The organism is Desulfogranum aggregans (assembly GCF_055398265.1).
On the sequence record NZ_AP042447.1, the window covers coordinates 3,988,106 to 4,003,346 of the forward strand.

Annotated in this window: 9 protein-coding genes; 3 read left to right on the forward strand and 6 right to left on the reverse strand. The window is 54.2% G+C overall.

Annotation, left to right across the window (positions count from 1 at the left end; genetic code table 11):
• The first annotated feature begins 227 nt into the window (after window positions 1-227).
• Window positions 228-2,699 carry a cache domain-containing protein gene (locus ACZ52Z_RS17585; protein WP_464268078.1) on the forward strand — a complete coding sequence of 824 codons (2,472 nt, stop codon included), beginning with the start codon at window positions 228-230 and terminating at the stop codon, window positions 2,697-2,699.
• 95 nt (window positions 2,700-2,794) lie between these two features.
• Here ACZ52Z_RS17585 and ACZ52Z_RS17590 read toward each other — a convergent pair whose 3' ends face one another.
• The 5 genes from ACZ52Z_RS17590 to ACZ52Z_RS17610 all read right to left on the reverse strand — a co-directional run bounded on the left by ACZ52Z_RS17590 (window position 2,795) and on the right by ACZ52Z_RS17610 (window position 11,466).
• Complete coding sequence (locus ACZ52Z_RS17590) at window positions 2,795-4,294, reverse strand: sensor domain-containing diguanylate cyclase (protein WP_464268079.1); 1,500 nt, start codon at window positions 4,292-4,294, stop codon at window positions 2,795-2,797.
• Between the two features lie 64 nt (window positions 4,295-4,358).
• A complete protein-coding gene (locus tag ACZ52Z_RS17595; protein WP_464268080.1) occupies window positions 4,359-7,484 on the reverse strand; it encodes an efflux RND transporter permease subunit in 3,126 nt (1,041 codons plus the stop codon).
• 4 nt (window positions 7,485-7,488) lie between these two features.
• On the reverse strand, window positions 7,489-8,631 hold the full coding sequence (locus ACZ52Z_RS17600; protein WP_464268081.1) for an efflux RND transporter periplasmic adaptor subunit: 1,143 nt from the start codon (window positions 8,629-8,631) through the stop codon (window positions 7,489-7,491).
• A 260-nt stretch (window positions 8,632-8,891) separates the two neighbouring features.
• Window positions 8,892-10,757 carry an ATP-binding protein gene (locus ACZ52Z_RS17605; protein WP_464268082.1) on the reverse strand — a complete coding sequence of 622 codons (1,866 nt, stop codon included), beginning with the start codon at window positions 10,755-10,757 and terminating at the stop codon, window positions 8,892-8,894.
• Window positions 10,758-10,767: 10 nt separating this feature from the next.
• Complete coding sequence (locus ACZ52Z_RS17610) at window positions 10,768-11,466, reverse strand: response regulator transcription factor (protein ID WP_464268083.1); 699 nt, start codon at window positions 11,464-11,466, stop codon at window positions 10,768-10,770.
• A gap of 177 nt (window positions 11,467-11,643) precedes the next feature.
• Here ACZ52Z_RS17610 and phoU point away from each other — a divergent pair, with 177 nt between their 5' ends.
• Entirely contained in the window at window positions 11,644-12,315 is a 672-nt protein-coding gene (gene phoU, locus ACZ52Z_RS17615) for a phosphate signaling complex protein PhoU (RefSeq protein ID WP_464268084.1), read from the forward strand.
• A 66-nt stretch (window positions 12,316-12,381) separates the two neighbouring features.
• On the opposite strand, the gene ACZ52Z_RS17620 is transcribed toward phoU, so the two are convergent.
• Window positions 12,382-13,518, reverse strand: coding sequence for a 6-phosphofructokinase (locus tag ACZ52Z_RS17620; protein WP_464270818.1), 1,137 nt, complete (start codon window positions 13,516-13,518; stop codon window positions 12,382-12,384).
• A 307-nt stretch (window positions 13,519-13,825) separates the two neighbouring features.
• Between ACZ52Z_RS17620 and pstC the strand changes: the two genes are divergently transcribed.
• Window positions 13,826-15,211, forward strand: coding sequence for a phosphate ABC transporter permease subunit PstC (gene pstC, locus ACZ52Z_RS17625; protein ID WP_464268085.1), 1,386 nt, complete (start codon window positions 13,826-13,828; stop codon window positions 15,209-15,211).
• Window positions 15,212-15,241: the final 30 nt, after the last annotated feature.

Here is a 15,241-nt window from a genome sequence, read left to right on the forward strand (position 1 = left end):
GTGTTCCGTTCCATGCGTGTTACGCTTTGGCTCCAGCTGCTCGGCTGGTCAGTTGACAACGAATTTATATCTGGCCTATAGTGTGCAGGTCAAGGACGAATCCTGAATCGGTTACGCCTACCGGGGCCTTACCCGGACAATAACGGGGAAATTTCAATGGGGAAAGACAATCGATTCAGCCGAGGTGCATGTTTGCCATGATCGGGATGCCCGAAACGAGAGGTGCCATGAAGGGGTTGCAAAAACTTACGTTTAAGGAAACCATAACCGCCAGTATGCTGTTGATTGCGGTTGTGGTTTTTATTGCTGCGGGCGCCTTATGGACAATGGGCGAATTAGCCGCCTACGACGGGCAGGCCAGGGCACAGAAACAGGAACATATCAACAATCAGAAGGCGTTGGCCCGGGCCGAGGTAGACCGGGTCGTCGATTTTATCCACCACCAGCGCCGTCAGACGGTAATAACCCTCAAGGCAGATCTGCGAGCCAGGATCGATTCGGCGCTTTCCGTGGCAGAGAGTATTTATAGCGCCTATGCAGGATCGATGAGCGAGGTCGAGCTGCAGCGCCGCATTGTCGAAGCCCTGCGCAATATCCGATACGATGGAGAAGGGGGATACTTTTTTATTTTTGACCTGGAAGGACAATGTGTGCTGATGCCCCATTCGCCTGAGCATGAAGGGCGGGCGCTGCAGGCCGGCTGCGACAGTTCAGGCCGGTTGTTTATCCAGCGGGCTACCGAAATCATCAACACCTTCGGCGAGGGCTTTCTTGACTGGAACTGGTTTAAGCCAGAAAATCAGTCAGCTGTGAAAGAAAAGATGGGGTTTGTGAAGCGGTTTGGCCATTATGGGTGGTGGATCGGTACTGGTTGCTATGTGGAGGATTTTACCGCTGAGATACAGGAAAAGATATTGGAGTGGGTCCAGCAGATCAGGTATGGCGAAGATGGCTATATTTTTATTTATGATTATCAAGCCAACACCCTGGCCCATTATAAACCGGAAAATGTCGGGGTCAATCAGTGGCATTTTCTCGATTCCAACGGGGTACCGGTCCTGCAACGGTTGATTGCCAGTGCTCGGGAGGAGGGAGAAGGATTTGTGGAGTATGTGGGCACCATTCGCCCCAGCACCGGCCTGCCCGCGCCGAAAATCGCCTATGTGAAAGGGGTTCAGGACTGGCAGTGGATGGTTGGCACCGGTCTGTATGTCGACGCCATAAATGCCCGTCTGGCTGCAAAGCGGCAGGAGCTGTTCCAAAAAATTTGGCGGCATATTACCATTTTTTTTGGCCTGCTTCTTCTGAGCATTTTGCCGATATATCTGCTCATTCGTTACCTGGTTGGTTCGGTAACCGACAGTGTCGCAGTCTGCACAGACTTTATGGAGCAGGCTGTCCTTGGTGGGAAAAATATGGAGGTCGGGGAGGTACGGTTCGAGGAGTTTCATCCGCTGGTACGAGCGACCAACAGCATGGTCGATGAGCAGGAGGCGCAAGCTGCACGCCTACAGGAGCTGGAGGAAAAGGTGCGGCAGAGCCGAAAGATGGAGACTCTGGGTATGCTAGCCGGAGGGGTCGCCCATGATCTGAACAACATCCTCGCCTCCATGGTCGGCTACCCGGATATTCTCATGAACAGCCTGCCAGCAAAGAGCCCGCAGAGAAAGTTCCTGGGGATTATTAAGGAATCCGGCCATAAAGCAGCCGATGTGGTAGGCGATTTGCTCACCCTGGCCACGCAAGGCGGGGAACAGCGTATGGTGCTCAACCTCAACGACCTGGTTGAAAAGTATCTCCAGGGAGATATCCATGGGCAAACGATTGAGCGCTACGGCCCGATCAACATTGAGCTTGATCTCGCGCCCGACTTGATGAAGATGCAGGGTGTTCCGGTCCGCTTGGAAAAATTACTGATGCACCTGCTGCGAACTGCAGCCGGGAGCCGCCTGCAGCGAGGGCGCATCCGCATCAGAACGGAAAACCGTTACGTGGACAGCTTCCTTGACGGTTTGCAGCAGGTCGAGGAGGGTGAGTACGTGGTGTTGCAGGTGATGGATCCGGGAGGGGGCATACCACGAGAGGAGATAAGCCATATTTTTGAGCCGTTTTATCTGCAAAGGCGTTATGGCTCCGACGGTACCGGGCTCGGTATGGTTGTCATATGGGAAACGGTGCAGGAGCATAATGGATTTATCAATGTTACCAGCGATGACGGCGAGGGTGTCATTTTTGAGCTCTATTTTCGGGCCACCCGCGAGGATATCGCCCGCGAGGCTGCAGCCAGCCTGCAAAGGGATTTTCGAGGGCATGGAGAGCGGTTGCTGATTGTTGATGATATCAAGGAACAGCGAGATCTGGCCGTGGCTCTTCTGAACCAACTGGGATATACAACCGCTGCCGTGCCTACCGGCGAAGAGGCAGTGGAGTATCTGCGCAATATGCCCGTTGACCTGGTGGTGCTGGATATGATCTTAGAGGATCCCTATATGGATGGACTGGAAACGTACAAGCGCATTCTGCAGATCTGCCCGGGGCAGCGGGCGATCATTGCCAGCGGCTATGCAGAAACCGCACGGGTGAAGACAGCGTTACTCATGGGGGTGGGAGAGTACGTGCAAAAACCCTATTCCGTGGAAAAAATCGGTAGGGCCATTCGACGTGTGCTGGACGGTCAGTCCCTTGCGTCCGGGGCATAAAAGAAGAAAGCGGGGCCTGCTGATGGCGGTGGCGAGCGGAGTGCGGGCCCGGGCCAGCAATGGAGGGTGGCCGGGGGACGATGGGCAGCCCCATTTCAGGCGGCACGTTCGACCCTGTTTCTCCCTTTTGTTTTCGCCCTGTAGAGTGCCTTGTCGCTTTGAGCGATCAGGGCAGCGCGATTGAGGGGCACACGGTCAATGTCGGTACTGGTCAGTCCGATGCTGACCGTGACGCTGATTTCCTTTTCGTTGAGCTTGATCTTCAGTTGTTCAATTCCACGGCGAATGCGGGTAGCCAGTACATTGGCTCCGTTTCTCCCGGTTTCCGGGAGGACTATGGCAAATTCTTCGCCTCCATATCGGGCAACAATATCGCAGTGACGCACCAGCTGCTCCATTTTGCGGCTCACCAGCTGCAGCACCCGGTCCCCCGAAGGATGGCCGTAGGTATCATTGACGTTTTTAAAAAAATCAATATCCAGGAGGAGTAGAGAAAGCGGATGCTTATAGCGGATTGATCGTTGGACCTCTCGCTCAAGAATTTCCTGAAAGTATCGATGATTATAGAGTCCGGTCAGGTCATCACGAAAGGCAAGTTCGCGCAGACGGTCATTGGCCGCCTTGAGACTGACTGCCAGTTGTTCAGCATTGTTTTTTGCCTGTTTTAATTCCAGTACCACCTGCTCATAGGAAAAGTTGAGGCGTCTGAGTTCATCATTGGCCTCCTGCATCAGCAGGGAGAACGGCTTCATTTCCCCTGGGTTCACTGCAAACAGGTCCATGGTTTCCCGGGCCTGTGCACCAATATCATCAATCAGCTTATCTATCTGCTCACGGTCCATAGCAAAAGTGGTACTGAGCAGGCGGTGCACCTCGGCGTATCGTGTGTTTCCCCGATTTCCGTGGTAGATGGACCCGATCCGATCGGCAATATCAAGAAGCAGTGCAAGGTCTCCCTTGGAAGCTTCTTCGGTGCAGTGATGGCAGCGAATGGGTTCGTAAATTGCTGCGGGGAGTTGCCAGCTCTCCAGCAGATGAGCACCCAGCGCACTGTGATCAAAACCGAACCGCTCCTGCTCGGCCTCATACATGCTTTTACCGCTGATACGTTTGTTGTCGAGTACTTCGGTAAAGGCAACCGGAGCGGTCAAGAAAAGGGCGAGGATGCCGATATCCTGCAGCAACGCAGTGATAAACAGGTCCTCAGCATGGTTGCCGGTTGCTCGGGCGAGGAGTTTGGCAGACACCGCGGTGGATATCGATCGGCGCCAAAACAGGTCAATATCGAAACCACTCTGTGGAAGGTCCTTGTAGGTATCAACAAGCACAAAGGAGAGGGCAATGTTCTGCAGGGTCTGGGTGCCGAGCAGGGCGGTAGCCTGGGCCAGGGAGGTTACCTGTTTCGGGAGGCTGTAGATGGAGGAGTTGGCAATTTTCAGCAGTTTGGCCGTGAGTACCGGGTCCGAGGTGACAATGTTCGCCAGGTCATTGAAATTATTTTCTTCCTGGCGAACCGCCTCAAGAATTTTCAGGGCAATTGCCGGTGGAGTCGGCAGTTTGTCCGCTTGACGGAGAAAGGTATGCAGCGCAGTCATGAACCCTCTACTCAGGAGTGAATGTGTACTCCGACGGTCGTTGACCGACGGGTGGACAAAACGATTATTCGGAGATGACGGGCGCGCCTCCGGTTCTTGGTTTCTCAAAGATGATGAAAAAAGTCAACAGCGAGGGAATGACAAAAAGGGTGAAAATGGTGGAGATCGCCAGACCGCCAAGGAGAATAGAACCCAGCCCACGGTAGAGTTCGCTCCCTGATCCTGTGGCAATGACCAGCGGCGACATGGCGAGCACTGAGGTGGTGGCACTCATGAAAATCGGCCTGATACGGGTTCGGACAGCTTCACTGATGGCCGCGTCCCCTGTCATAGCTTTGTAGCGGATGTTATTCAGGGATTGGTGAACAATGAGGATTGCGTTGTTCACCACTGTACCGATAAGGATGATAAACCCGAGCATGCTGAGGACATCAAGTGCCTGGGGAGCAATCAGGGCGTTGACGACTCGCAGTCCCATGAGACCGCCGGCGGCGGCAAGTGGCACAGTGAAAAGAATAATGAACGGATAGAGAAAGTTTTCAAACAGTGCCGCCATGAGCAGGTAGGTGATCACCAGGGCGAGCAGCATATTCCACTGCAGGGCCTCACGGGTTTCGGTGAGCTTGTCTGCGTTGCCGCCGATGGAAGTGGATACGCCATCGAGTTTTCCCGCTTTATTCAGGGGCGCGATGATCTCCTCTTCAATGATCTCCATTGCCGACTGGAGGGCGACATCCTGCGGCGGCGTCACCTGGAGGGTGATGGTACGATTTCTCTCCAGATGGTTGATCTGGGGCATTCCCTCGGTGTAGACAAGTTCGGCCACGTCGCCGACACGAATCAGATCGCCGTTTCCGGAAACGATGGTGGCGTTGAGGATGTCCTCCGGTGTGAGGATAAGCGCTTCATCGCCCTTGACGACCAGGTCTACCTGTTTGGTGCCTTCAGGACGGAATTCATCAATTTTGCGCCCATCCATGAGGATGTCAACGTAGATTCCCAGGTCCGCTTCCGTAAGACCGTTGGCGCGAAGCCGTTCTTTGTTGGGTATGATCTTTACTTCGGGGTAGCTTGTTTCCAGTGACGGGACCGGTCTGATCTGGGCGCCTTTGATCTGTTGGCTGGTCGCACCGTAAAGTGTTCGTGCCGCCTCTATGATGTTGTCAATCTGATCACCGGCGATATTGACCTCCACTGTTCGCCCTTTGCCTATCCCAGATTCAAAAATACCGGCCTGGATGCTGACGCCGAATATGCCGGGGATCGAGTGCATGATCCTGTTGAACAGCGGCATCATTTCCGCGGCCCTGGTCTCATGGACACTGATTCCGCCGAAAAGATTGATCCGATCGGCACCGACATAGAACATCTGCTTGATCTGCGGGATGCCGTCTTTCCCGTCTTCCTCAAAGTACGGAGCGGATTCGCTGTAGATGTATCTGCCCATGTCCTTCATTTTTTCAACCGAGTAGCCCGGTGGCGGGATGAGGATGTTGAGGATCAGGTTTCGGTTTCCCTGGGGGAGGTATTCCGCACTGGGCAGCAGAGAGATGATAAGAAACACCGACAGCGCGGTAAAAGCGAATACCGAGGATAGCCTGGTGAGGACGTTGCGCATACAGAGGTCGGATATTCGCATGATGAGTGCCGCAAGCCACGGGCCGACGTAGGAACGCTGCAACCGGTTTGGTTCGCTCTGCCCCCGTTTGCGGTAGAGCAGGTTGATCAGGGTGGGAATAACGGAAATGGAAACAAACAGGCTCAGCAGGATCGAGGAGGTGATCGCGATGGCTATATCGCGAAAGAGCTGCCCGGCCTCCTCCTGGATAAAAACAACAGGAAGAAAGACGGCCACGGTGGTTGCCGTGGAGGCGAAGATGGCTCCCCACACCTCTTTGGTCCCCTCATAGGCCGCGCTCATGGCGCTTTTGCCCATTTTACGATGTCTGTCGATGTTCTCCAGGACCACGATGGAGTTGTCCACCAGCATGCCGACGGCAAAGGAGATACCCGCCAGGCTGACAACATTGAGGTTCCTCCCGGTCAGCCAGAGAAAGATAAAGGCTCCAATGGCGGAGACGGGAATCGCCATGGCAATGGTGGCGGTGGAGCGGACACTTCGGAGGAAGAGCAGCAGTACGCCGATAGCCAGCAGGCCGCCGATAAGCACATTTTGTTTGACGATGGCAATAGCGCGGTTGATGTACGGCCGCTGGTCATAGACCCAGTCAATAAAGAGCCCGTTTTGATCAAGCAGGGTGGCGTTGAGGGTATCGACCACCTCTTCCAGTCGATCACTCATGTGGAGGACGTTGGCTCCCTGTTCTTTGCGCACCCCGACGACAATAACCTGGCTGCCGTTGTGGAGCACGGAAACGTCTTCTTTTTTATGACCGTGCCTGGCTGTAGCCACATCCCGGAGATAGACCCGGTTGATGCCGTCGTCGGCAATGACAACTTGCAGAACATCCTCAGGATTTTGGAACTGGCTGACCGTTCGGATCCGGTAATTCTTTTTTTCAATACCCAGCACCCCGGCGGCAATGTTGCTGTTGGCCTGCTGGACGGCCTGGACGATCTGATTGATCGTTACATCATAGCGGGCCATGTCCTGAGGAGAAACGATGACCTCCAGCTGATTCTCGGTGCCCCCGAACACGAACAGGGAGCCGACTCCTGGAACACGTTCCAGGTGCTGCCGCACGTAATCTTCGAAAAAAGTCCGGTAGTTGTTGATGGGTGTGGAATTTTCGGGTTGAGGGCGGATAACCATCCACACGACCGGTGAGCTCTGGGCGCCGGCTGCTTCGATAACCGGTCTCTTGGCGGTTTCTGGATAATCGGAAACCTCGTTGAGTTTGTTGGAAACACGCAGCAGGGCGTCGTCGAGGCTGGTTTCGATTTGAAAGGAAAGGGTAATTTCCCCAAAGGAATTGTAGCTGGCACTTTCCATTTTGGTCAGGCCCTGCAGTCCCTTGAGGGTTTCTTCCTGTTTTTCGATTATTTCTTTTTCCACCTCGTAGGGAGTTGCACCGCTCCAGGTGGTGTTGACCGTGATCTGCGGTGTTTCCACGTCCGGGGTCAACTGAACCGGCAAGGCATTGAGACCGATAAGGCCAAAGAGCACTACCAGGATGACGCCAACGGCGACGCTCACAGGCTTGTCCAGGGATGAACGGATAATGTCCATGGGTTTATTCTCCGATCACGGTAACAGGCTGGTCGGGGCGCAGTCGCTCGTTGCCTTCGATGACGACCGGCATTCCCGAGACCAGGTAGGGGTTATCGGCAGCGATCCTGTCCCCCAGATAGGTAACAATGTTAACCGGCAGAATAGCGGCTTTGTTTTCTTTGACGGTATAGACAAAATCATCGCCCTTGAACTTTATCAATGCATCTCTGGGCAGAATACTCAACTGCTGTTTCTCGCTGATCGGAAGATGCACGGTGGCGGAGAGGTTCTCTGTGCCGTTCTCCATAGGTGGTATACGGACCTTGATGGAGACATTTTTGGTTTTTGCGTCTGCCCGAGGGGCAATGGTGTCGATGGTTCCGGTCATGGTCAGGTCATAGGCGTTGATACGCACATCAACCGTTGCCCCCGGTTCGATATACTGCAGCAGAGTTTCGCCGATGGGAACATTGATGAACAGCGCGTCACTGGCACCGATCACAGCAACCTGTTTGCCCTGCTGGACCCAGTCGCCGGCCTCGACATTTTTCTCCAGAACAACACCGTCAAATGGCGCCTTAATGACACTTTTTTCTTTCTGTAACTGCAGCCTGGCAAGGGTTAACCGTGCAACCTGGAGTTCCTTTTCTGCATTGCTCAACGCAAACTGTGCATCATCGTATTTTTTTTCGCTTGCCCCTCTGTTTTCCAGTAGGCTTTTCTGCCGCTGGTAGTTTTTCGCCGTCAGCTCCTGTTCCAGTCGCTGTTGTTCGACCCGGGTTGTACTCAATTGGATATCCTTATCGAGCAGGTCGGTATTGAGGGAGACCAGAGGTTCACCTTCGAGAATCCGATCGCCTATGCGGATCTTGATCGATTCAACCAGTCCTGCTACTTCGCTGGAAACCTTGCTCACTCGATCGTAATAGAGTACCCCAAGAAAAGGTTTGTTGCGCGCAACCGTGTCGCTGGTGACGGGAGCAACCCGCACCTTGGCCGGGGGAGGGGTCTGGCATACTCCGGGAGCAGCCGTCATGCCGAGCAAGGCCACAAGCAGAAGGGAACAAAGACAGGCAATGGCTTTAGTTCTGGGGGGTGCAGTGCGCAGGCGTGCTGAGGCTGAGGCAGGAGCAGGTGTCGATAAGCTGGAAGATCTGAACATCATGGGTATGTTTCCTGAATGGTGGAAGAGCAGAACACATTGAGAGTACAGCCAGAAAGAGCATCACGATAATATAGCAATGGGGGAAACTCAACACTTTTTCCTGGAAGCAGGGCAACCTGGCCAGGGAGTGCGGTGTGGTCGACCGGATGTTGGATTGGATCAGAAACCTTTCGCCGGGAATTCGGGCTAATATCCAGGCAGGCAAAGGGGAGAGGCAGGTACCCCTCCCCCTTCCCGGAGACCGATGCAGGAAAGCTGCCTCAGGCTTCGGTGGTGACGGGGATGGAAAGGGTGAAGGTTGATCCCTTGCCGGTCACACTGGTTACATCCACCCGACCGTGATGGCTGTGGGCAATGTGCTTGACAATGGCCAGGCCCAGACCGGTACCGCCCATATCTCGATTTCTCCCCTTGTCGCAGCGGTAAAACCGTTCAAACAGACGAGGCAGATGCTTTTTCGGTATTCCCGGTCCCTGGTCGATAACGCTGAGATTTACCATCTTTCCCCCGTTCATGGCTTCGCCGGGAACGGCCCGAAGGGTGACCGTGGAGTTGGCCGGGCTGTAGGCGATGGCGTTCTGCAGCAGGTTGATGATCGCCTGCTCAAGCAGTGGTTTATTCATCGGCACGGTCAGCGAATCCGGGCTCTCCACCTTCACGGTGATGTCCTTTTCCTGGGCATGACGGCTCAGGGTTTGCACCGCGGCCTCAAAAACCGGGGTGACCGGCTGGGAGGTCAATGCAACCTGCCCGGACTCCTGCTTGTTTTCGATGCGCGAAAGGGCGAGCAGGTCGTCAATGATCGAATCGAGCCTGTTGGCCTGCTTGGAAACAATAGTGAGGAAACGGACAGCATCCTCTGTGTTTTCCAAGGCACCGTCGAGGAGGGTTTCGACATAGCCCTTCACAGCGGTGATCGGCGTTTTGAGCTCATGGGAAACATTGGCCACGAAATCCTGACGTATGTTTTCCAGCCGATTGAGCTTGGTCAAGTCATGCATGACCAGCAGTACCCCCATGGGCTGCTGTTCGTCGGCCAAGGGAACCACATGGACCTGAAGGATCAGGGGCTCGGTCCCGTCGAATAGAGTCACCTCCTCCTTGAGGGTTCTATTCTTGGTCAGCGCCTCTTCAATGAGGTTGAGCAGATCCTGGTTGCGGATCACCCCGTTGACCGGTTCTCCTTTGACCGCCTCCGAGGAAAGCTTGAAGAGGTTGGTGGCCGCATTGTTCATCCGTAATATTTTTCGGTTCACATCAATGGCCACCACAGAATCGGCCATGCTGGAGAACACGGCTTCCAACTCGTTGCGCTGCTGGATGATAACCCGAACCCGTCGGTTGATTTCGTCAGCCATCTTGTTCAGTGCTCCGGCGAGACCGGCCATCTCCACCGACATGTGTTCGCTGCTGATCTTGATCAGCTGATCAATGCGCCCCTTGGTCAGTCGTTCGGCACCCTGCTTCATCTGTTCCAGCGGCCTGCTGATGCGTCGTGCGCTGAAGAGGGCAAGCACCGCTGCCAGAGCAATAATACCAAGCCCAATAAAGATGATTTTGTTGCGGATGGAGGTGAGCTTCTCCTCATAGGTAGTGGTCGGAACAGACAAACGCAGGGCAGCCTGCTTGCCGTTGTTCAGTTGGATGGGGATAGCCACGTAGAGCATGTTCTGTCCGACCGTGCGGCTGAAGCGGATGGATGAACCTTGCTGCCCTGCCAGAGCTTTTTGCAGTTCAGGCCGGTTGGCATGGTTGTCCATTTTGGTATGATCCTCGTTGGAATCAGCGAGCACCACTCCATTGATGTCAACAAGCGTGATGCGGGTGGAGCCCTTGCGGCCTGCCTGCCGGACGAAGCTCTGCAGCCTGTCGTCGGGGCCCGTTGCTGCGGCGGCAATGGTTAACTCTATCAGCTGGGCTCTACGCTGCAGCCCCTCTTCGAGCTGGCTGAGATAAAAGGTACGGCCGGATTCGCTAATGAACCAGACCACAGCGATGAGGGAGATGACAGTGGTAAAGACAATTGCCGGATAGATTTGCCAGAATAGGCGGATATTCTTCATGGCGATATGGATAAGCTGGTTTGAGAGATTAATGTGTGGATACAGGGGGAGTGATGTGGGCAAGTGACCGTGGTCACTCCTTGATTCTATAGCCGATCCCCCGGACCGTTTCGATGTAAGTGCCCGCAGACCCGAGTTTCTTTCGCAGACCAAATATCTGCACGTCCACTGCCCGTGGGGTGATCATATAATCATAACCGCGAACGTGATCAATAATCTGCTGACGGGAAAACACCCACCCTGGGCGGCTGGCAAGCAGGGTGAGAATAGTAAATTCAGTGATGGTGAGGTGTACCTGTTCGCCATTGATGCGAACTTCGTGACGACCGGGATGGATTTCCATGGAGTGAACGGTGATAGCTCCGTCATCGTTATTATTGGTACCCTGCTGGTGTTCGGAGAGTCGACGAAGCACCGCCTCAATTCGTGCGAGCAGCACCCGGGGACTGAACGGTTTGGTTACATAGTCGTCCGCTCCGGTGTCAAGCCCCATGACGACATCGTCTTCCTCACCCTTGGCGGTGAGCATGACAATCGGCAGGGTGCGCGTTTTTTCCGTCTCTCTGACGATGCTGCAGACTTCCATGCCATCCTTGCCTGGCAGCATCAGGTCGAGCACCATGGCGTCGATAGGTTCACTGGCGAGAACCTGTAATGCCTCTTCTCCGGTATCGGCACAGGTGACATTGTACCCGGCCTTGATCAGGTTGTAGCTGACGAGCTGCTGAATGTCAGCATCGTCTTCAACTATTAATATTCTGAGTTTACTCACTTTTTTCCCTCAGTGCATGATAATGATGTTGCAATGTAATGTACTCTTTGACCAAGGGGTTGCAACAAAAAATAAAAAGGCTAACCGATTCTTAACAGTTTGCTAACAACGCGATAATCTCTATTGTTTTTAGTAACGCGTCCATTTTCAACTCTTTACAATAACAGGAGGAATACCGTGGCAAGGCATATGCATTTTCACCGTGAGATTGAGATGCTGAAACAGAAAATTCTTGAGCTTGGCGGCTTGGTTGAAGACAAGGTCCGCAGGGCATGTAACATCCTTGCCAACCCTGATAAACAACAGGCTGAACACCTGCTTGTTTCGGATTGGGAAGTTGACGATATGGAGATTATGGTTGAGGAGGAGTGCCTGAAAATTCTGGCGTTGCATCAACCTGTTGCCAGGGATCTGCGGTTAATTGTGGCGATAATCAAGATCAACAGTGAGCTGGAGCGTATAGCCGACTTGGCGGTGAATGTGGCCAAGCGAGTATTGACCATCGAAAAGAAAGAAATCGGTGGCTTGACTTTTGACTATCAGCCGATGGCGGAAAAGGCGCTGGCCATGGTTAAAATCAGCCTTGATGCTCTGGTGGCAGAAGATGCCGATCTCGCCCGCAGCGTGTTTCTTATGGACGAGGAGGTCGACAGGTATCGTAACCTAGCCTACAAGGCGGTCATTGAAGAACTGGACCGGCAGAGCGGCAATGCTGCGGGGCTGGTCAATCTCTATCTCATAGCCCGACATCTTGAGCGTATCGGTGACCGTACCAATAATATTGCCGAGGAGGTCATCTACCTGGTGGAGGGGGAAATCGTCCGTGCCGGCGGTGGAGCAGAGGTGTAGCCGGTTGTTTGTCTAGCAGACCGGGAGTGGCCGCGGTTAGCGCGTCACTCCCGGCTGGCTGGAGAGCTAAATCTGTGCGCCAAGGCAAGTGCCGGTATCAATGGCCGATCGTATCCATGGGTGATCAAGGGGGATGGTTTTACGTTGGCCGGCGACCTCTCTAAGGGGCACAAGGGTGGTCGACTCGCCGTCCACTGCCACCATGCAGCCGAACTTTTTCTGGCAAATGGCCTCCACGGCGGCATTCCCAAGGCGCGTGGCAAGGATGCGGTCAGCAGCAGAAGGCGTGCCACCTCGTTGCAGGTGTCCAAGGATGGTCAGCCTGCTTTCCAGTCCGGTCATCATTTCCAGTCTGCGTGAGAGCAGCAGCGTATTTTCACTTTGGCCGGATTTAAAGGTGGAGAGTGCATCACTGGCCTTGCGCAACTTCTTTTCGTCGCCATTTTCTTTGGCACGCTTTTTTTTCGATTGCAGTTGGTTGAGTTCCTTATAACTTTCTTTGGAAAGGGCGCCTTCCGACACTGCGACGATGCTGAAATTTCTTCCTCTGTGCCGCCGGCGACGGATGGCGTTGGCGACCATGTTCACGTCATAGGGTATTTCGGGGATGAGGATCACATCCGCTCCGCTGGCCATTCCCGCTCCCAGGCCAAGCCAACCCGCGTTATGACCCATGATCTCGACCACGATGATGCGGTGGTGACTGTGGGCGGTTGAATGCAGCCTGTCAATGGCATCGGTGGCAATGGACAGGGCGGTGTCGAAACCGAAAGTGATATCCGTGCGGGCAACATCATTATCAATGGTTTTGGGGAGGGTGACGATATTCATACCGGTCTTCACGAGCCGGTTGGCATTTTTCTGTGTCCCACCGCCACCAATACAGATGAGGGCCTCAAGATGATGCCGGTGATAGTTGTCCAGCATCACTTCAGTCATATCCTGCAGCTTTGAACCAACAGGCATCTTGTGTGGCTTGTCGCGGCTGGTCCCGAGAATGGTGCCACCAAGGGTCAGGATACCGGACAGGGCGTCGCCTTCCAGTTGGATGGTCCTGTTTTCCATGAGCCCGCGAAAACCGTCCTTGAAACCGATAACCCGCATGTTGTGCGCATTGAGTGCGCTTTTGCCGATGGCTCTGATTGCGGCATTCAGTCCCGGGCTGTCGCCTCCTGCCGTTAGTACACCTATACATTTCCCCATGGTCTTCTCCTTGAGCCTGTTCATCGTCTGCACATCCACGATAGGCACACCTTATTCATCATTGCAGGTTTTACCAGCTTCCCTCCCAGCGCCTTGCATGGGGGAGCCAAGCTGTGAGATTCCTTCAGTTATGGCCATCAGAGGAGGCTTCACCCGATCATTTGATTGCAAGGTCCCTACCATAAGCAGAAAGTGGAAGCAGTGGCAACTGCTCTAACCAAATTCTAACAATTGCCGAACGCATGGTTAACAAAGGGTCTGTAAGGTTTGCGCCTGATGACTAACTAACTTTTTCCGGTAAACCCTCATGTCGCCAAATTTCCTCCTTGTTTTCACTCTTGCCCTGTGTTCCATCGCGTTCATGGTTGGCAAGAAAAGAGCTTTCTCCGTCGCCGGAGAGGGGCACCCGATCAAGCTCCACTCCAGGCCGGGCTATTACGGAGCACTCACTGCGCTGTGGTGCGGCATTCCAGCCATGCTGATTTTCGCCGTGTGGCACTCCTGCTCGGATATGGTTTTGACCAATCTGGTCATGGGAGCCGTGGTCGGCCCGGACGAAGCGATTGATCCTGCGCGGATGAATCTCCTGGTCAATGACCTGCGGAACCTGGTAGCAGGAAATATAGTCTCCGGAACCATTGATCCTCAACTGCAGATTGCAGCGGATCGTTTTATTGCCATGCAGCGTGTCGGCAATATGGCTTTGACAGTAATCATGTTTGCCGCTGCAGCGGTCGGCGGGGCAATTATTTGCTCGCGGATCAAACCGACCATGCGGGCCAGGAATCATGTGGAAGGTATTGTCAAAATTGTCCTGATCCTCTGCTCAGCCATAGCTATTTTTACCACCCTCGGTATTGTCCTGTCCGTCCTGTTCGAATCCTACCGGTTTTTTCAGCAGGTACCGTTGACGGATTTCCTGTTCGGGCTCAAATGGAGTCCGCAGATGGCCATCAGAGCTGATCAGGCCGGCAGCTCCGGCAGCTTCGGGGCCATTCCTGTCCTTGCCGGCACCTTCATGATTTCCGGTATTGCCATGGCCGTCGCTGTTCCTATCGGGCTAATGGCTGCTATCTACCTCTCGGAATACGCGGGAAATCGATTCCGGGCCATTGTCAAGCCGCTGATGGAAATTCTGGCCGGGGTGCCCACAGTGGTATACGGCTTTTTTGCCGCCCTGGTGGTTGCGCCGCTCATCCGCAACACCGGCGCAACCTTTGGTCTGTCGGTATCTTCTGAAAGTGCCCTGGCCGCCGGCGTTGTCATGGGTGTGATGATTATTCCCTTTGTCTCCTCGCTTTCCGATGATGTTATCAATGCCGTACCGCAGTCGCTTCGCGACGGATCCTTCGGTTTGGGAGCGACCAAAAGTGAAACCATTCGCCAGGTCATTCTGCCAGCGGCACTTCCCGGTATCGTCGGTTCCATCCTGCTCGCTGTTTCCCGGGCCATAGGGGAAACCATGATCGTGGTGATGGCCGCCGGCCTGTCGGCAAACCTGACAGCTAATCCGCTTCAGGCGGTAACCACGGTGACGGTGCAGATCGTCACCCTGCTTGTTGGTGACCAGGAATTCGACAGTCCCAAGACGCTTGCTGCCTTTGCCCTTGGTCTGCTGCTGTTCGTGATCACCCTGGTGCTCAATGTCATTGCCCTCTACGTGGTCAGAAAATACCGCGAAGAGTACGAATAAATTCTCCCATCTTAGATGGTACAGAGTACA

What these genes read in the sequence shown, in the direction of transcription:
- ACZ52Z_RS17585 (WP_464268078.1), top strand. Translation starts at nt 228, where the DNA reads ATGAAGGGGTTGCAAAAACTTACGTTTAAGGAAACCATAACCGCCAGT.
- ACZ52Z_RS17590 (WP_464268079.1), bottom strand. Translation starts at nt 4,294, where the DNA reads ATGACTGCGCTGCATACCTTTCTCCGTCAAGCGGACAAACTGCCGACT.
- ACZ52Z_RS17595 (WP_464268080.1), bottom strand. Translation starts at nt 7,484, where the DNA reads ATGGACATTATCCGTTCATCCCTGGACAAGCCTGTGAGCGTCGCCGTT.
- ACZ52Z_RS17600 (WP_464268081.1), bottom strand. Translation starts at nt 8,631, where the DNA reads ATGATGTTCAGATCTTCCAGCTTATCGACACCTGCTCCTGCCTCAGCC.
- ACZ52Z_RS17620 (WP_464270818.1), bottom strand. Translation starts at nt 13,518, where the DNA reads ATGGGGAAATGTATAGGTGTACTAACGGCAGGAGGCGACAGCCCGGGA.
- pstC (WP_464268085.1), top strand. Translation starts at nt 13,826, where the DNA reads ATGTCGCCAAATTTCCTCCTTGTTTTCACTCTTGCCCTGTGTTCCATC.